Here is a 17,864-nt window from a genome sequence, read left to right on the forward strand (position 1 = left end):
TTTTTTGATGTGTTATTTTGCCTGGCTATGCGTTAGGCATAAAATGGTTAGCTATGGGATTGTTTATGAAGCATTTGCCGGCAGAGTTCTTAGAGCCGGTTCTAATCAGTTATGGCGATGTATTCAGGTAGCCATGTAAGAAGTTCTTCTATTACTTGGTCAGGGTCAGTGATCTCTTCAACTTCGCCTTCCTCGGCTGATATTATGCCTTGGAGAGCGTGTATGATTGCTGATAAGGTTAACGTGTATGATTCCTTCATAAGCCTCGATAGCTTGTCTGCGGCTTGAACTATATGTTGCCATGCTTCTTTTCCCTCCACTGCTATGCAGAAGTCGTCGGGCTCTTCTAAGCCAAAATGACATATAAGGTATGTTTCATCATCTATCTTTACAGCTACTATTCTCGAGCCTCTATATTCTTCTGTTGCAATTATTCTTTCTTTCATACCATTCTCGACAATCTTTCTTAGTGGGAGCTTCTGGCTTGGTGGCCCGCTTATACTGCCTCTGAGCTTTAAGCCTCTGAGCGGCTCGAGTGCGTTATATACATCATCGTATTTTACTGATACCTGCATGCTCATGGATATTCTCCTCTCTTCGCCCCCGTAGAACGAGTTTATTCCAAGGTTTTTATCTTGCTAAAGCTTCATGAATTTTGCTATGAAGAAGCCCTGGGTTTTATGAATATGTGGTAAGAGGCGCTGTGCGCGAGGAAGCTTTTTGAGTTTCTCGCCGATAACGGGTTCCGGTTCTACAAGCTCTGCTTCTTGGACGGCCTCAATTACTCTTCTTACCACCCTGATTGTCTCGCTATAAGTGAGTGTACATACACTATACACGATTACGGCTCTGCGAGGCGCTGCCTCAAGAACCGAGCGCAGCATTCTCTCCTGTAGCCTGCTGTAGAATTTAAGGTCGCCCCGGGTGAGCCACATCTTTACTTCGGGCTCATATTGAAGTCTACCTATATCCGTGCAGGGAGGGTCCACTATCGCTGCGCCGAAGGTTCTCACATAGATTGAGCGTGCATCGCCTGCCACAAGGTCAACTATATGATCTATGTGGAGCCTTCTGAGCGTGTGCCTTGCTTCTCGTATTCTCTGCGGCTTGAGGTCCCCTGCGATAACGTAGCGGGCTCCAAGCCATGCCATATGGCTTGCCTTTATTGCTGCGCCAGCTGTTGGGTCAATACCGATTTTGTCTTGAGGAGAAGCTACATGGCTTACGAGGGCAGAGGCCTTATCTTGTAAAACGTAGAGGCCTTGCTGATATTCCTTCGTCTTAGCTGCCTTGGACGCGCCCTTTACTATCCTAGCGACATCGTACAAGTGTTTATCGGGCTCTATGATTATTCCATATGCTTTTAGTCTTAGTGCTAGGTCTTCGAATTTTACGCTTGGCGCAAAGCGTATCCATCGCTGCGGGTCCTTGTTAAGTGCTTGAAGTAGTTGTGAAACGTTTTCTATGCCTGCTGAAACAAGCTCTTCGATTATCCATCGTGGAAAACTATAGAGAACACTAAGCTTGTCTATTCCGCTAAGCCCCTTTACGAATTCTCTTGGATCAGCGCCGCGCAACTCAAGGATTTTTTCTGATTCTACTCCGGCTCTTGGTGCTAACTTTCTGGCACGTGTAGGTTTAAGTTTACCACTTATAGCCTCATAGACGAGTACTCGTGCAAGCATCCATTTTGTGGAATGGTTTGGAGGCCCATATCCATATGACACGAGTATACGGTCTAGGAGCATATAGTTTCTAGCAACGCCTAGCGTTAAGACCCTAACAATAGGCTTCATGTAATCCATCTCGGGGTGTTTGGAAAAGAACCTTGTTGCTACATCCCTTAGAGATGTCCTAGAGTGAACAGTCTCTGCTAATATTATGGCTGCAACCTCCTCTGGCAGCATCATTCATACCCTGTAGCTTTTCCTTTCTATCCCTTGCTCATTACAGCCACGAATACGACGCCGCCAATATAATTTATGGAGCCGCTGTACCAGGTACAAAGTAGCCCTCTCTCTGGAGGATACCGGTCCTTGTCTAACCCTGACCCATCCCTGCTTCAAAAAGCTATAGACTTGATGCAGAGCAGCGGAGCTGAGTACGCCGAGGCACGCTACCACAGCCTTAAGAGGACGACAATACTGATGATAAACGGCGTAGTAATGGGTGTCGAAGTTAGTGCGCAATCCGGCATAGCCACACGCGCTATAGTCAATGGAGGACTGGGGTTTTCCTCTGCTACACGCATAACGAGTGAAGATGTTAGGGATGCCGCCCTTAGGGCTGTATCGGCCGCGAAAACATCGTCGCGCGGTGTTAGGCACGGCGTGCAAATGGGCCCCGGGAGACTGGGAAATGCTCGCTATAGCGTTTTAGAGCGAAGAAAACTTGAGGATACTCCGCTGGATTCCAAGATTAGCTATCTTTCCGAGATCTATAAGGTGCTTGAACTCGAAAAGAACGGGTTTAAAGTGAGTAACACAACCGTTATATATAGTGAAACAATCGAAGAAAAAATATTGTTAACCAGTGATGGAGCTTTTATTGAGAGTAGGGTTCCGCGTGTAGCAGTAATGTACAATCTTGCAGCGACATACGAGGATAAGCGGGCAAATCGGTTCGGAGAGGTAGGCGCCAGTGGAGGCTACGAGCTTCTAGATAGTTTCAATCTTCAAAAAAGGATAAGTGACGACATAGAGAGTCTCTATACTGCATTAGTGAAGGCAAGATCTCCTCCGCGTGGACGTATGGATGTTGTATTATCCCCGGAGATTGTTGGGCTCATGGTTCATGAATCAGCCGGGCATCCTAGCGAAGCTGACCGTGTACTTGGCAGAGAAGCAGCACAGGCAGGGATGAGCTTCAGAACAACCTATAAAGAGGATAGAATCGGAAGCGATGCGGTAACAGTTGTTGATGATCCAACTATTCCTGGTAGCTTCGGCTTCTATCTCTACGATGACGAAGGAGTTGCAGCACGAGAGAGAATACTCTACAACCACGGAATGCTTGCAGAGCTACTACACAATAGGGAGACAGCTGCCGTCTATGGCGTTGAGAGCAATGGAGCAGCAAGAGCCATGGACTATAAGAGCGAACCCATTGTAAGAATGGCTAATACCTATATGAAGCCCGGTACTTATAGCTTTGAAGAACTTATAGAGGACATAAAGCAAGGCATCTACATGAAGAAGTACATGGAGTGGAATATCGATGATATTCGTTGGGGGCAGAGATACGTTGCCCTCGAAGCATATGTTATAGAAAACGGTGAAATAAAAGACCCTGTCACAAATGTAGCCTTAGAAGTCACGACGAAACAATTATACAGCTCCATAGATGCCGTCGGCAAGGATCTCGTTTTCTATGCGGGTCTCTGCGGAAAAGGCGAACCCCCACAAGGGGTTCCTGTATGGATGGGAGGTCCTCATGTAAGGCTTAGAGGGGTGACAATACAGTGAGTGACCTAAGAGTCCTAGCTGAGCAGATAGCTAACCGCGTAAAAAGCAAAACTGACGAGTACATAGTTAAGCTAAGCCTAGTGAAGGATTTAATGGTGAAGTATGCTCGGGGAGAAATAAGTGTAACACAGTCATGGAAGACGCTAAGGCTTGAACTATATGTTGCAAAGAATGGGAGAATAGCTGTAAGCAGCTTTGAATCAGAGAACCCAGAGAACCTTGTAGAGAAGGCATGTAGCGTCCTAGACTTCTTAAAACCATCGCCGTTCTATGCTCCGCTCCCCGAACCTAGCGGCGAGCCCTTGTCCTACGTAGACAGGAATATAGTTGATATAGTTGAGAGCGGTGATGCAAGTAAACAAGTAGAGGAAATAAATGCGGCAGAAGCGGGTGACGTGGCAGGCAAGGTAGAGTTCGGCCACACAGCTACCACGCTCCTTGGAAGCAATGGCGCGGACTTATATTACGAGGCAACGAGCTTCAATGGCTACCTGCGAGTGTTCAGAGGAGAGAGCAGTGGGCAATGGAGCTGGACAAGTACTTCGTATGACCCATCACTAGCAAGGCGAGCCATAGACACCGCCTCACATCTTGCGGATACTTGTTCAAAGTTACCAAAGAAACAAGTAAAGCCCGGCAAGTACAGAGTACTCTTATCACCAATGGTTGCCGCCAACCTTGTCGAACATATTGTCTCTGCTGCAAGTGCTGGCAGCATCGTATTTGGAATAAGCTTCTTTGCAGGCAAAAAGCCCGGCGAAAAAGTTCTAAGCGAAAAACTAACCATACTAGACAAGCCACGAGATACTTCTCTCCCGTTCTTCAGAGGCTTCGACGACGAAGGCGTAGCCACACATGACAAGCCAGTGATTGAGAACGGCATCCTAAAGACGCTGCTCCATAACTCCAAGACAGCAAAGGTGATGAACGCGAAAACTACTGGCAACGCGGGCTGGATAATGCCCCATCCATTCAATATAGAGGTATTGCCAGGCGATAATAGCCTCGACGAGCTAGTTGAGCAGCTTCGCGACGGCATATACATCACGAATAACTGGTATACGAGGTTCCAGAACCACGTTGAAGGTGTATTCTCTACTGTCTCGAGAGACGCAGTCATAGTATACGAGGGTGGAAAACCCGCTTATTGTACTGAGCGCATAAGAATAGCAGACAAAATGCCACGCCTATTCTCCTCAGTTGAAGCCCTAGGAAAAGAACTATGGCAAATAGAGTGGTGGGAAGTATCTCATCCTACAAGAATACCCCACATATTGCTAAGCGAGGCAAACATATCATTACCACGATAAGATTCGGGATATTGTATTAGCCGCATAACTTTTTCTACAGCAGCACATTAAGCATTAGGACTATCTTTATTAGATTTTTGCCCTAAAACTAGAGTTTAAGGGAACCAAATTACTATCTCTCGCCTAGTCTCTCCACCATCTACCAAGTACCTTGGCCGGCCCGTCCTAGATAACGCCGTAGTAGGTGAAACAATGACAACATCCAGCAGAGTAGAGGCCAAGAAGACGAGAAGCGAGATAAAGAAGCAGCGCATGATAGGCGGGATTCTCGCCACCATAGGCTATATATTGAGCCCATTATCATGGTGGAATGACGCGATAGTTAATATCCCGTTGAGCCTCGCAATAGCATACTTACTCAACAAAGCTTTCGGCTTAAACAAACTTGCCGGGTTCTATCTAGGCTACATGTTTACAAACGTTCTAGGCATGTACCTGCTTCTCTACGGTGGCATGCTGGCAGTAACGAGAAAAGCTAAGCTCTCAAAGAGGGACGTCGTTATTTCTTCACTGGTAAGCCTGGTATACACTATTGCAGCGTCTATTATACTAAGGATCTTGGGGATTCTATAGCAGGTCGATTAGGGGTTTCTTGCCGAGAAGCTCTGCCGCTGTTAGGATGCTTACTCCGAGCTTCCTTGCCTCCCTGAATACTTTTGATACTCTTTCACGCCATCGTTTTTCTCTTAAAAGATGATGATCATACACTACTAGGCGTGGCTGTGCCTCAAGTATCCTTATTGCATTATCTATTGCTCTCTCGAGGTTTATACGGTTAAGCATATAGGGATAGAGATACGTTGGCGGGCCATCAAGTATAACTATATCGGGCCTCGTTTTGAATATCTCTTCTGCATAGTCCTCTATTATTGGGCCCATGATGTCGCTGCTGTAGAACATTTTGATATTTCTGATACGTGCTTCAAATCCTATGACCCATCCCGTTCGGTCGTATTCAACTCCATGAAACCAGGGTTCAGTGAACTTTAACTCTATTCCACAAACATTTTGAGTCCTAGAATCGGCCCATCTTATCGCAGAGCCGTCTGGTAAAGACAGTTCCTTTATCCAGGGCTCCGAGAGCCACTTTTCCCTAAGCTTTCTAAACCAGGACTTTCCTCTTTCTAAGAGCTCCCTACGTCTACTATCATAGTTTCCGAAGCTCCTGGACATAGCTATTGTAAGCTTCTCCGTGGGGTCGCCAATGCCTATTGGAGCCGGTTTATCATAGATCATCACGCTTTGATTAGATAGGGTCGCGATGAGTGATTCGTAAAAGGTGCGTGCACGCTTCCATTGACTCTCGTTTATGTATACGTTAGGGTTTTTTGCAAGAATAAGCTTTGACCTGAATAGAGTTAAAGGCAGCAAGGGCTCGCCAGGACGAGGATAGTGATCATAATGATAATGTGTTATAATTACTGCTCTCGTTGAGGGTTCGCCTAGGGCCTTAGCTATTTTCCTTAATGCTTCTGCTCGTAACTCTTCTTTCCTGCTGGGAGACAAGGGGTAGCTTGGCTGCATTGCTGCCGCTCCTGGGTCAACAACAATGTTACAGTCGTTGCCGAGAATCTTTATTGAAGCCGATTTTGCACCCAGACTATCAAACCATAGTACTTCAAATACCTCTAAGATGTCTAGCCTCCGAACCACCTCTAACAATCTTTGTTTAAGAGACCCCTTGTCAAACGATTGATCACCTATGTTTTATACCGATAATAGTTCTGTAAGCAGTTTCTTGTATACAGGCAGCTGCCATTCTAAGCCGCACTCATCGTATTCGTCTTCTTTACCAAGTACCGATTTGTCGCATCTAATGACAATGTCGTAAGCTTGGAGAATCTCAGCAACACGTGGGTGTATATTGCCGAGATCGTCTAACGCGTTCCTAAGCTCTTCTAGAAGACCCTTATTCTCTATTATCCTTATGACTCTGCGGAGACGTGCCTTCAAAGCGCTTAACCAGAATAAGTGGTCGCCCCGATACCTCTTCGCGAGAACTAATGTTTCGCCTGGATTCCCTCCCGTGAGTTCCCATAGTTCTGAAGGCGTTAGCGAGAAATTCACTTGGAGTGATTCGAGCAACTTATAATAAGGCTCTTTTTCGAGCCCAACAATTCTAGCAAAATCCATAGCAATGCCGAGGACGTGTCCCTTGTTCTCAATCTCTTGAAGCCCTAGCTGGGTCCCCCCAGCTATTATTGTAACGCCTCTAGCCCTCCACTGGATGAGCTTTCTCGCCGAAGCCTTGAGAGAATCAAGATACTCCGGTGTACGCGTAGGCCCAATTCCTTTGTCAATGTGGTCAACTATTATTACTGCTCTTTTATCGCGAATATTGGGCAAACCCAGCCTTATGGCAATAATAGGCAGCGTATATAGGAGCGCGCGCCCCGGCTCCATCTCGGTACTAGAAGCCATACTTAGAACTAGCCCTTTGATTCTATCCGTCGCCACAACTGCCCTTGCTACATCATCGCCCTCTATGGAGTCTATATATAGTACTGTGTATTCGTCGTTGCGTGCAAGGCGTGCTGCAAAACCTCGTAAAACACTTGAAACACCTACTCCTTTAGCGCCATAAATGTACATAACTTTTATTGTTCCATTAGTTTTGTTAGTGTATTCTTGTAAAGATTTTAACTCCTTTTCACGCCCTATGAGCAAAATACTCTTTCCACCACTCTTGTAAACTGTACTGAAATCCTCTTTTAACGGAAAGCTTCTCAGAGCACCCTGCCTGGTAGCCGCGTCCTGAATAGCTTTTGACAAGACACAGCGCGGGGATGGATACTGAGAAGGCTCGGCATTACGACTGCTATTATACTAAGAATGGCCTCCGCTTTGATCGCATTACTAATTAGCACTATAGCTTCGTTTATACTGGTTAGGAGGCTAAGCCCAAACGACTACGCTATATACCAGACTATAACTAAGAGAGCCGTGTTCTTTGGCTCAATTCTTTTAACACTTATGGGTGATTGGGCCTATAGATACAATGCTCAGAAGATACCTGGATCATGGGAGGCCGGTATAGCGCTATCTCTGCTCTCTGCGCTATTTTCGGCGCTAGTAGGGCTCATTGTAGCCGCTTACTTAGGCGTTGGTGGCTACTTGCTGCTCGTTGCATCCATTACTGTGGCAATGATGAGCATGTATAACGCTATAAGAATATTAATGAACGCTCTTCGCCCAATAAGGTATGCAGCTCTAACACTGATTTATAGAACTATATATACCGGGATGATCGTGGCTCTGGTTTATTTAGCGCATGGCGGGTTACTAGGTGCACTACTTAGTGCAATATTTGCCTCTACTATTTCCGCGTTTTCGGGCTATAGTTGGACACGTAAAGCTAAACCATCGCCGAACTCGTGGAGAAGGATTCTCAGAGAATGGTTTAGATACGGTTATGTGTATGTTCCGAGCGTAATAACCGTAATCCTTGCAAGTCTTGATGCAATAATTGCTGATAGGATTTGGGGGAAGGAGGTTGTAGCTGCTTTTTTTGCGACTCTCATAGTGTTCTCCTTGTTAAGAGAAGCTATAATGCAGGGATTCGGCTATATCTCCACATATCTTCTACGGGGAGGAATTGTTGAAAATACACTTGGGGCAATGCGTTTCTCGCTTTTCGCAATTACACCGCTTCTCGTATTTGCATTTGCCCATCCTGATCACATAATTTTTCTTATTAATCCTCGTTATAGTTGGGCTACCAGCGCGGTAAGGTACCAAGCGATTGCAGCACTTATGGTATTATACGAGTCGTTCTTGGGATCCATTGTCAGCGGCCTTGCTAGGGGCGATGCCGAAAATGCACGTAACAAAGTCTTAAAGATATCGTTGCTCGTGCTCTTTTCTAGGAGCATCTATATAGTCCTTATGATGGTACTACTTATTGCATCATCTAGCAAGGCCGCTGCTGTAAATGCATGGGTGTTTTCATCGATCATTGCGCCGCTCATAACAAGCATCGGCTTCCTGGTACACTTTAAGCCACTTAGCAGAGAGGATATCGCGTTCGTAACATTACCGGTCATCGTCTATATTGCGCTAAGCTATATAGTCGCATACTTTATACCTGTACCCCTTCCATCGCATAGATTTTTCGTAGAGCTTAAAGTTATAGGTAAGCCTTTCATTGTTTATACTTTCATCGCATATACTCTATGTATACTTGCTGACCCCTATATTAGATCGAAGCTATCCAGGAACGTGTTGACGAAGATTCTCGGTTCCCGCTGATTTATTCTTCTGATATCTTATTTCTTGACAGAGAACCTAACGCGTTTAAGGGGTTCTTTATTTCATTTCATGACGGAGGCTGCTGAGAGATTAAGCATATGTATTAAGAGGGCAAAGTTTTGATGAAGCTGAGCATTGAAACAATAATTTCGCCAAAGAGTTTAAGGTCATTCAATCTCCGCATCAGGTATAGGTTCGCACAACTGGCAGCAAAGCTAACGTTCCTAGAGAAGTGGCTAATTCTTGGCACCGTCATAGGAGCAGCGAGCGGATTATTTGCCTCATTCTTCTACGTATTGCTTGAACTCGTCACATCGTTAACAGCAAGATTCCTCGGCGCAGGCATTGGGGCAAGAGGCTACACAGACCTCGGGGTCGCCGTGCTCGATAATGTAGGCCGCGTAAATACGTTACTCGTTATCCCGGCAATAGCTGGGGGTGCAGTGGTATCATCGCTTCTTGTTTTCAAATTTGCACCGGAAGCCGAGGGCCATGGTACTGATGCCGCAATTAGGGCGTTTCACCGCTTTGCCGGCATCCTGCGCACCCGCGTCCCCGTAATAAAAGCCATAGCATCAGCCTTTACCATAGGAACTGGCGGCAGCGGCGGAGTTGAAGGACCAAGTGCATTAATGGGTGCGGGTATTGGAAGCACACTTGCTCAACGCCTACGCCTAGGATTATGGGATCGGAGAATTGCCTTGGTCTCCGGCATGGCTGGAGCCCTTTCAGCGCTCTTCCGGGCCCCTATTGGGACTGCAATATTTTCTGTTGAGGTATTGTTCCGCCGCGATATAGCTGTACAAGCACTCGTCCCTTCACTAATTGCTGCCATAGTTGGCTATGCAGTAACGCTGCCCTTCTGGGGCTATAGTGAGGTATTCCCAAAGATACGGGCCGATACACGGGTACTATACACCGCTAGCGCAATTGGCAGCTACATCATTCTAGCCTTCTTTGCTGCAATCTTCGGCCTGTTCTACGTATTTGCATTCTACAAGGTTAGAAAGCTATTCTCACACTACGTTAAGAGGACTTGGCTAAGGCCAGTCCTTGGCGCGTTGATAACCGGGATCATGGGCTTGATTCTACCGCATATTCTTGGGTCAGGTAGGCAACTCCTTACAAGGTTCCTTGAAGACCCGCACATAGTCTTAGGCTGGCTCCCTCACAACTCAACCACGTGGATAGCACTAGCACTAATAATTGTTGCACTTGCAAAAATGGTGGCTACAGCTTTTTCTATAGGAACTGGTGGCAGCGGCGGAGTCTTCGCTCCTGGCATCATGGCCGGTGCACTCATAGGGTACGCGTATGGAGTTATTATCGGAAGGCCTCTCAGCGGTATTGATCCATTAATATACTCGTATCTCGGCATGTCAGCATTCTTTGCAGCAGCATCGAAGACCCCGCTTGCAACCTCGCTTATGGTTGCAGAGATGAGCGGTAACTATGGCCTACTGGTACCGGCCCTACTTGCAAGCTATCTTGCACGAGAAATAAGCGGTGAATACACTATCTATGAGTCACAGCTACCCCATAGGGTGAGGCCAGAGGTAGTCAACATAGAGGCCGTGCTTACTATGCTTCGCCGCAGAGGCCTCGCCATAGGTGTGAAGGCTTTAGAGATACACGAGAGCAGGTTTAAGCCGCTAAAAATAAGCGATACTGTTGCAAAGGCGATCGAGCTTATAGCGGGACTAAGACAACACATCATACCGATAATTGATGAAGATGGGAGAGTTCTTGGAGCAATAGACGCTTCTTTCCTTGAAAAACTTCTAGCAACTCCTCCGGGAACACCTATAGGTCAAATAGAGATACGAAAGCCACCTATTGTTTACGAAGATGAGGACCTTGTGCACATAATGACTGCACTTGAAGAAGCTGAAGAAGAGGGCATAGACTATGCAATAGTTGTTAACAAGGATTTGAAATATAAGGGTGTAATACTCTATCAGGATATCGTGGCTGCAACAATAGCTTCATATCTCTATACTACGAACAATAAGAGATCAAAAATAATAAAGAAGAGTAGATAAAAATCATTGAAAATACCTTCTGAGTAACAAGGGATCATCCGTCATAATGTAGTCTACAAGTTCAACAATATTAGAAATCTTTTCCGGTTCATTAACTGTCCAAATCGCCGTCCTGGCACCTCGCTCTCTTACAGCCTTAAGGTAATTTACAAATCCTTTTACTCCTATAATTTCTATTCCATCTATTGGTGGATTAACACTATATAGACTGAGCTCATCTACTAGATTCAGTGCTAACTGAGCCTTCTCTAAGCTATCAATATTAATGCCTAGCCTAATACCCTTGTCATTACTTCGTATGATTTCTAACACATCAACGTTGAAGCTTATTATCACTACATCCTCTCGTCTCTGGAGCTCATTCACGATCTTTAATGAGGGTAAAGCTGCATCAACGTCTTTTACCTCTATGAATATCTCATAGCCTCTAGGGATAGCCTCAAGGACTTCACGAAGCGTTGGCACAACTTGCCCCATGCCTACATGGATTGATTTAAGTTCGGAGACACTGCTTGTCTTAACATCCTTATCGACTCCTGCGACTCTCTTTAGATCTCGGTCATGCACCACTACTACCTCATTATCGGACGTAAGCCAGACATCTAGCTCAACGCCATCAGCCCCATATACAATAGCCCCGAGAAACGATGCAACAGTATTTTCCGGGTACCTTCTAGGATACCCTCTGTGCCCAAGTATGCGAGGAGTCGTTTCACTCACCACTCTCTTATTCTCACACAGTAATTATTTAATTATCCTGTTACCTGATACAAGAAAAACGGGTTAGGCCGTGCAGCCCATTGTCGCTATTGCATCCCTTGTGCTAACGTTTATCGGGTTCCTTACAGCGCTCGCATATGTCTCTGCTCGCCGCCTACTAAAACCTCCACGAAAGGTAGAAGAATGGAGTCCTCGTGATCTTGGCTTCGATTTTAAAGATGTAGAAGTTGTTACAAGAGATAATGTGAAATTACGCGGCTGGTTTATTGATGTAGGCGGTAAGAAGACCGTCATAGCTATACATGGATATACTTCAAGTAAGTGGGATACAGGATATATGAAGCCTGTTTTGGAGCTTCTCGCGAAAAGTGGTTACAATGTCGCAATGTTCGATTTTAGGGCGCACGGTTCAAGCGAAGGGGAATACACTACTCTCGGTTACACAGAGATCGAGGATTATAAAGAGATAATATCTTGGATTAAGAATCAGTTCCCTGATAAAGCCGTGAAAATAGGCGTAATAGGCTACTCCATGGGTGGAGCTGTTTCTATAATGCTTAATGCATTAGAAGACAGAGTTGACGCGACAATAGCTGATAGCCCGTATATTAATATCGTATCGTCGGGAAAGAGGTGGATCAAACGCATTAAGGGCCCAATGAGGTATCTTCTTCTCCTCTCCTATCCATTAATAATTAGATTCGCATCAAGAATCGCAAAAGTAGACGTAGACGCACTTAATATGATGAACTATGCTGATAAACTCAAAAAGCCTCTTTTAGTTATTGCAGGCAAAGAAGATGATCTCGTCTCTCTTGACGAAGTAAAAAAGTTTTACGAAAAAGCTGTTTCTTCCGGCAAGCACGTCGAATTATGGATTACTGATGCTAGGCATGTCGAATCTATTCTAAAATATCCTCAAGAGTATAGAGAGAAAGTAATTTCATTTCTTGAGAGGTGGTTATGATGAGCGACAAAAAGATCCCAAACATTACGGCTATACTATTCTCGCTTGCAATGCTTGTTCTATTTTATTTTGCCGGTGACTACATGTTAGCAGCAGTAATAAAGCCAATGTGGAAAGAGGGCATCATACCTGGCGACGAAAAAACTTGGAGAGTATACGCAAGCTTATTGAAGACGGTGCCTGGATACGTTGGACTGGCCTTAACATTCCTTTGGGGAATATTGGCTGATAGGCTCGGCCGTCCAAGGCTCCTGCTTACACTAGGCCTCTTGATCGGATTTTCACTCACAATGGTGGGCCTAGCAACGAACTATGCATATCTGCTTGCAGTACTAATAGTATTCGGCGTCGCGAAGATAGGAATAGGACCGGTCATCTACGCCTTCATACCCGATATAATGCCTCCGGAGAAAAGGGGTACAGGCTATGCAGCATACTATGCGCCAAGTGTACTCGGTTTCCTCGTGGGCATGGTTATTGGGGGTATTCTATTCTATTGGCGAGTAGCATATCTCTTGACAGGGCTCATGGTGATTTTCTTTACAATACCGCTCTACGTATTCTCGCATAGGATAAGAATAGGTGAGGCCGAGAAGCCGGCAAGGCTAGAGGCCTATAGTCTGCGCAAGGCGCTTAGGGCAGCCATGAATAGGACCGTATTAATAATGATGTTGCAGATAATCCCTTGGACCATTCCGTGGGGCTTCATAACGCTCTACGCTGTAGATTACCTCATGACGAGGTGGGGTATAACTAAAGAGGTTGCAAGCGGTGTTCTAGCTATAGCGTCAATATCGATAGCGTTAGGCCATATAATTGGTGGAAAGTTATCAGATAGCCGTGTCAACAAAGGCGATGTGCTTGGACGAGTAAAAATCTCAGCTATAGGGATAATAATCGGATACTTAGCTATGTTAGGGATGTTCGTGTACCCCTATCCCTATGGCTCTACTTCGCTTAAAGCACTACTGCCTCCAACAATTCTAGCACTAGCAGGCCTACTATTCACAACATTTGCTTACCCAAACATAAGCTCAATTATCAGCGAGTGTGTACGCCCAGAGTATAGGGGGACTGTATTCTCAGTATACAATATACTGAATACCGCTGGGTGGGCTACAGGGCCAGCGCTATACAGCCTACTTGTAGAGTGGTTCATGGACACTTATCCCGAACGGACAGCAATAATGTATGCGGCTGTAGTACTTGAGTCGCTATGGCTTGTGAGCCTGGCCGCATGGCTTGTAGTTGCAAAGACTTATCCAAAAGACCGTATAAGTCTACAATAACCTGGCTGTTTTGCTAACTATATGCCCATGGAACTTCGCGTGCCCAGCCTAAGGCTCTGCGCAGAGCTGCGCGCCAACCACTGTAGAGCTTATCGCGCTTCTCCGGCTCCATGCTCGGCTTAAACACTTTCTCGGGACGCCAGAGCCTCTTTACGTCTTCCACGTTTTTCCACAAGCCTCCAGCTATTCCTGCAAGGAATGCAGCACCCAAGCTTGTTGTTTCTTTGACGAGAGGCCTTAGCACCTCTATACCGAGGATGTCGGCTAGGAATTGCATTAGAAAGTCGCTTTTCGATACACCGCCATCTGTTTTCAGAGCAGTTATTTCAAGGCCCGATTCCTCCCTTATAACCTCAACAACATCTCTCGTCATATACGCTATTGACTCCATTACCGCGCGCACTATGTGTCTTCTCTCAGTAGCTCGTGTCAAACCTATAATGAGCCCTCTTGCATATGGATCCCAGTACGGCGCTCCTAGACCAGTAAATGCTGGAACGAAGTATACTCCACCCGTATCCTTGGCAGCCTCGGCGAGGGCGTCAACCTCGCCCGGTACCTCTATGATTTTTAAGCCATCCCTTAGCCATTGAATAGCGGCACCCGTTGCGAAGATACTGCCCTCGATGGCATAATAGGCGTCCATAGGCCTCATGGAATAATATACTGTAGTAAGCAGCCCTCTCCGAGAATACACTATGTCTTTACCGGTGTTGACAAGGATAAAGGTACCTGTCCCGTATGTGGCTTTCATGTCTGATTTATTGAACCCTGCTTGACCGATGAGCGCTGCTTGCTGATCACCTATGATACTGCACACAGGGATCTCCGCCCCAATAAGTTTCGAGGCCTCAGGACCGGTATGGCCATAACACTCTTTATGGCTTGAAGGCATCGGTAGAGGCAAAGCAGCCTCCGGAATCTTGTCCATTATCTCGAGAAGTTCGTTGTCCCACTCAAGCTTCTCTATGTTAAAGAGCATAGTTCGAGATGCATTACTATAATCGGTTACGTGGGTGCCTCTTTTCTCGGGTGTCGGAACATCTCGTGCGCCATGCGTTAATTGCCATACGAGCCATGAATCAATCGTGCCTACAACTGCTTCGCCCCTTTCGAGCCTTGTTCTAAGTCCCTCAATGTTGTTCATTAGCCACATTATTTTTGTTGCCGAGAAATAAGGATCAGGAATAAGTCCCGTCTTCCTATGTATTAGTTCACCGTAATTGCGCTTAAGCTCCTCACTGATATCAGCTGTTCTCCTATCTTGCCAGACAATTGCATTGTATAGTGGCTGCCCTGTCCTCGTGTCCCAGACAACGACTGTTTCTCGCTGATTAGTAATGCCTATAGAGACTATCTTCTTAGGATTTATTCCGCTGTTTTTTATGGCTTCGTGCACTACTTTTTTCGTGTTGTTCCATATCTCTAGGGGGTCGTGCTCAACCCAGCCTGGACGGGGATAGATTTGCCTATGCTCACGGTAGCTAATACCATTAGCTACCGGTAAACCATCTTCATTAAAGATTATTGCTCTAGTCCCGGTAGTACCTTGGTCTATTGCGAGTACATATCGATCCGACACCAAGAGGGCTAACCGGGATAGTATATTAAGGATGCGGCTTAATTGCTATATGCACGGCTACATAGCTTGTACCACATCTTACTCCTTATGCTTAGCCTCGAAGACGGCAATGCTTTCAGCTAGCTTGACGCTTATGTCGATGCCAAGGCTCTTTGAAAGTTCATCTGCAAGCTCGCGTAATAAACGCAACATCTTGGCGAGCTTGAGAGGATTCATTATCTCACTAACCGGGAATTTATCAACAATGATTTCTGCTTTGGTAGAAAGAAAACGAAATCTTCCTTCATATCCATTTATTTTCCAGTTAAGCTCAAAGAATGTCCTCGACAAATCTATCTCGTGTACTTTGTCATCAACCTCAATTCTTATACGGAGTTTCGGAACCATAAATAACCCCGCCGAAGATTGACTAGTCTACCTGCCTACTTAAAATAATGAACCATTTTTAATTCAGACAATCTTTAATTCTTACGTATTTTTAAAGGGAAAAACATGGATAAAGGTTATTGACTATTTCATTATTTCCGAAGAGGATATATTGATGTCTACTGTTTCTCCTCTTCTTCTTTGTACACTGTTCGAATCGTTATTGTTCCCGAGATATTTGATAAGCTTATGTCTATGCGCTCTGGAGGCTTCTCTGCCTTGCTTAGCATTTCGACAAACTTGGCTATTACTTCATCGTTTATATCTGCTTCCATGTTTATTTTTATTGTAGCCATAGGGTTGCACCTCGGCTTCGTCAATTACTATTAATAGTTTGGAGAGTGTGTTAAGTTTTAACCCGGTTCCGAGAAAGACTGTACAGCTCAATTGACGACCGCCTAGTCTTATTTCATTGTCATAAGTGGTGCCCATATGGGTATTGAGAGCACGTACTGAATTATGAGCGAGAGTAGCACAAATGGGACGGAATATTTTAGAAACGTTTTTGGCGTGACCTTATATCCTGATTTCTCAGCCATTGCAACCGCGACATAAAGGGCTGGTGCAGCGGCAACAGTTAAGTTACTAGCAAGAGTGGCTGACCAAGCCATGCCCCAGTACAGTGGCCAGGCGTTAACCCCGCTAAGTGTTGCGGCATCGCGCACGAGGTAGAGAAAAGTCAGCAAGAGAGCATCATGCTCAATTACGGATGCTAGTAATGCGACAAGCCAATAGAACACTGTATAGGCTATATAGGGGCTTGCTTCTATGAAGCCTACGAAGTGTTCCGCTATTGAGCGGAGAACGTGGTTAACCTCAAGCCCGCCCACGAGGCCAAAGAGCGATGCATAGAAGAGTAGTGCACGCCATTCAACATGTTCTAAGGCTTTTTCGAAGCTAACACCTTTTGCAGAGGCCTTGTTGTATAGTTCTCCGATCAGCGAGGTGATTGCCGCACCCGCTATAGTTATGAAGCCCAATGGGGCTCCGAGAAGAGGCCTAATAGCCATACCTATAACAGTTGCGATAAATCCTGCTAAGCCTATTGTTAAAACAGCCTTATTTATTTGCGAACCAGTCTCTGCCTCATCAAGCTTTACCATGCTCTCTGGCTCTCTCGCCACAAACAACATATACATAGACATTATGACGAGCAAGAATGTCACCGTGAGCAAGGGAAAACTACTCGGCCTACCATGGCTCCATATAAAGTCCAGGAATTCAGCCCCCGCAATGCTGTGGAGAAGCTGCGGTGGAAGATCACCCATCAGCAGAGCTGTGCCCATGAAGTTTGCAGAGAAGCCTATAAGGAGTATTGCCAAAACAGGATTGCCTCCTGCGCGGCGAGCTGCCTCGAGAACTATGGAGCCGAAAAGAAGAATTACGAGAACATTGTCAACAAATATAGATACAAAGCCAGCAAGAATAGCCATAGCTAGCAAAAACTTACGATAGCTCTTCACTCGTTTAGCAACTAGGGATACGACAGCCTCCGCAAAACCACCCTCAATCATATAGCCTGTTATAACCCACATACCAAGCAGTATCGCGATAACATTCCAGTCGATAATCCGAAACGCTTCAAGAGGACTATATTTGGTAAAGACGATCATAGCTATTAAGCCAGCAAGGCCTGCAACACTTTCGTCTACAACTCTTAGAACTATAGCTGCCACAGTGATGGAGAAGATTATTGCTGCTATCGCCTCAGCAGCGGCCAAAATAGTTGACCCAAGCGCGGATAAAGGGGGTCAGCATCTCTAAATAAGTAACGCTTGTCACGCCAAATTCAGAAAACAAGTCTATAAAAATCTTG

General features: G+C 45.6%; 16 protein-coding genes. 7 read left to right on the top strand and 9 right to left on the bottom strand.

Annotated features, from left to right (window positions below; translation table 11 throughout):
* Positions 1-101 precede the first annotated feature (101 nt).
* Together SBG41_RS09645 and SBG41_RS09650 are read right to left on the bottom strand one after the other, a co-directional pair.
* Entirely contained in the window at positions 102-581 is a 480-nt protein-coding gene (locus tag SBG41_RS09645) for a hypothetical protein (protein ID WP_317895328.1), read from the bottom strand.
* A gap of 57 nt (positions 582-638) precedes the next feature.
* Positions 639-1,907: an RsmB/NOP family class I SAM-dependent RNA methyltransferase gene (locus tag SBG41_RS09650; RefSeq protein WP_317895329.1), complete on the bottom strand. Its 1,269-nt coding sequence runs from the start codon at positions 1,905-1,907 to the stop codon at positions 639-641.
* A gap of 129 nt (positions 1,908-2,036) precedes the next feature.
* Between SBG41_RS09650 and SBG41_RS09655 the strand changes: the two genes are divergently transcribed.
* From SBG41_RS09655 to SBG41_RS09665, 3 genes are all read left to right on the top strand, one after another.
* Positions 2,037-3,464 (top strand): TldD/PmbA family protein, encoded by a 1,428-nt coding sequence (locus SBG41_RS09655; RefSeq protein ID WP_317895330.1) that lies wholly within the window; start codon positions 2,037-2,039, stop codon positions 3,462-3,464.
* Entirely contained in the window at positions 3,461-4,774 is a 1,314-nt protein-coding gene (locus tag SBG41_RS09660) for a TldD/PmbA family protein (protein WP_317895331.1), read from the top strand. The genes SBG41_RS09655 and SBG41_RS09660 overlap by 4 nt, the downstream gene beginning before the upstream one ends.
* A 192-nt stretch (positions 4,775-4,966) precedes the next feature.
* Entirely contained in the window at positions 4,967-5,347 is a 381-nt protein-coding gene (locus SBG41_RS09665) for a hypothetical protein (RefSeq protein WP_317895332.1), read from the top strand.
* Here SBG41_RS09665 and SBG41_RS09670 read toward each other — a convergent pair.
* Both SBG41_RS09670 and SBG41_RS09675 read right to left on the bottom strand, forming a co-directional pair.
* Positions 5,342-6,427 carry an MBL fold metallo-hydrolase gene (locus SBG41_RS09670; RefSeq protein ID WP_317895333.1) on the bottom strand — a complete coding sequence of 362 codons (1,086 nt, stop codon included), beginning with the start codon at positions 6,425-6,427 and terminating at the stop codon, positions 5,342-5,344. The genes SBG41_RS09665 and SBG41_RS09670 overlap by 6 nt on opposite strands.
* Positions 6,428-6,481: 54 nt before the next feature.
* Positions 6,482-7,441 (bottom strand): ATP-binding protein, encoded by a 960-nt coding sequence (locus SBG41_RS09675; protein ID WP_317895334.1) that lies wholly within the window; start codon positions 7,439-7,441, stop codon positions 6,482-6,484.
* A gap of 177 nt (positions 7,442-7,618) precedes the next feature.
* Between SBG41_RS09675 and SBG41_RS09680 the strand changes: the two genes are divergently transcribed.
* Together SBG41_RS09680 and SBG41_RS09685 are read left to right on the top strand one after the other, a co-directional pair.
* Entirely contained in the window at positions 7,619-9,022 is a 1,404-nt protein-coding gene (locus SBG41_RS09680) for an MATE family efflux transporter (RefSeq protein ID WP_317895335.1), read from the top strand.
* A gap of 122 nt (positions 9,023-9,144) precedes the next feature.
* Entirely contained in the window at positions 9,145-11,064 is a 1,920-nt protein-coding gene (locus SBG41_RS09685; RefSeq protein WP_317895336.1) for a chloride channel protein, read from the top strand.
* A gap of 3 nt (positions 11,065-11,067) precedes the next feature.
* On the opposite strand, the gene SBG41_RS09690 is transcribed toward SBG41_RS09685, so the two are convergent.
* Positions 11,068-11,787 carry a glycerophosphodiester phosphodiesterase family protein gene (locus SBG41_RS09690; protein WP_317895337.1) on the bottom strand — a complete coding sequence of 240 codons (720 nt, stop codon included), beginning with the start codon at positions 11,785-11,787 and terminating at the stop codon, positions 11,068-11,070.
* A gap of 67 nt (positions 11,788-11,854) precedes the next feature.
* Here SBG41_RS09690 and SBG41_RS09695 point away from each other — a divergent pair, with 67 nt between their 5' ends.
* Together SBG41_RS09695 and SBG41_RS09700 are read left to right on the top strand one after the other, a co-directional pair.
* Positions 11,855-12,751, top strand: a complete 897-nt coding sequence (locus tag SBG41_RS09695) for an alpha/beta hydrolase (protein WP_317895338.1) — start codon at positions 11,855-11,857, stop codon at positions 12,749-12,751.
* A complete protein-coding gene (locus SBG41_RS09700; RefSeq protein WP_317895339.1) occupies positions 12,751-14,040 on the top strand; it encodes an MFS transporter in 1,290 nt (429 codons plus the stop codon). Before SBG41_RS09695 ends, SBG41_RS09700 begins: the two co-directional genes overlap by 1 nt.
* 13 nt (positions 14,041-14,053) lie before the next feature.
* Here SBG41_RS09700 and glpK read toward each other — a convergent pair whose 3' ends face one another.
* The 4 genes from glpK to SBG41_RS09720 all read right to left on the bottom strand — a co-directional run bounded on the left by glpK (position 14,054) and on the right by SBG41_RS09720 (position 17,769).
* Positions 14,054-15,622: a glycerol kinase GlpK gene (gene glpK, locus SBG41_RS09705; protein WP_317895340.1), complete on the bottom strand. Its 1,569-nt coding sequence runs from the start codon at positions 15,620-15,622 to the stop codon at positions 14,054-14,056.
* A 78-nt stretch (positions 15,623-15,700) separates the two neighbouring features.
* Positions 15,701-16,009 carry a hypothetical protein gene (locus SBG41_RS09710; protein WP_317895341.1) on the bottom strand — a complete coding sequence of 103 codons (309 nt, stop codon included), beginning with the start codon at positions 16,007-16,009 and terminating at the stop codon, positions 15,701-15,703.
* A 158-nt stretch (positions 16,010-16,167) separates the two neighbouring features.
* On the bottom strand, positions 16,168-16,344 hold the full coding sequence (locus SBG41_RS09715; protein ID WP_317895342.1) for a hypothetical protein: 177 nt from the start codon (positions 16,342-16,344) through the stop codon (positions 16,168-16,170).
* Positions 16,345-16,452: 108 nt separating this feature from the next.
* Positions 16,453-17,769, bottom strand: a complete 1,317-nt coding sequence (locus SBG41_RS09720) for an SLC13 family permease (RefSeq protein ID WP_317895343.1) — start codon at positions 17,767-17,769, stop codon at positions 16,453-16,455.
* Between the last annotated feature and the right edge of the window lie 95 nt (positions 17,770-17,864).

The organism is Pyrofollis japonicus (assembly GCF_033097485.1).
GTDB classification, from domain to species: domain Archaea; phylum Thermoproteota; class Thermoprotei_A; order Sulfolobales; family Pyrodictiaceae; genus Pyrofollis; species Pyrofollis japonicus.

Coding starts and splice junctions, on each gene's coding strand:
- SBG41_RS09645 (WP_317895328.1), bottom strand. CDS start 581: ATGAGCATGCAGGTATCAGTAAAATACGATGATGTATATAACGCACTC.
- SBG41_RS09650 (WP_317895329.1), bottom strand. CDS start 1,907: ATGCTGCCAGAGGAGGTTGCAGCCATAATATTAGCAGAGACTGTTCAC.
- SBG41_RS09665 (WP_317895332.1), top strand. CDS start 4,967: ATGACAACATCCAGCAGAGTAGAGGCCAAGAAGACGAGAAGCGAGATA.
- SBG41_RS09685 (WP_317895336.1), top strand. CDS start 9,145: ATGAAGCTGAGCATTGAAACAATAATTTCGCCAAAGAGTTTAAGGTCA.
- SBG41_RS09700 (WP_317895339.1), top strand. CDS start 12,751: ATGAGCGACAAAAAGATCCCAAACATTACGGCTATACTATTCTCGCTT.
- SBG41_RS09710 (WP_317895341.1), bottom strand. CDS start 16,009: ATGGTTCCGAAACTCCGTATAAGAATTGAGGTTGATGACAAAGTACAC.
- SBG41_RS09715 (WP_317895342.1), bottom strand. CDS start 16,344: ATGGCTACAATAAAAATAAACATGGAAGCAGATATAAACGATGAAGTA.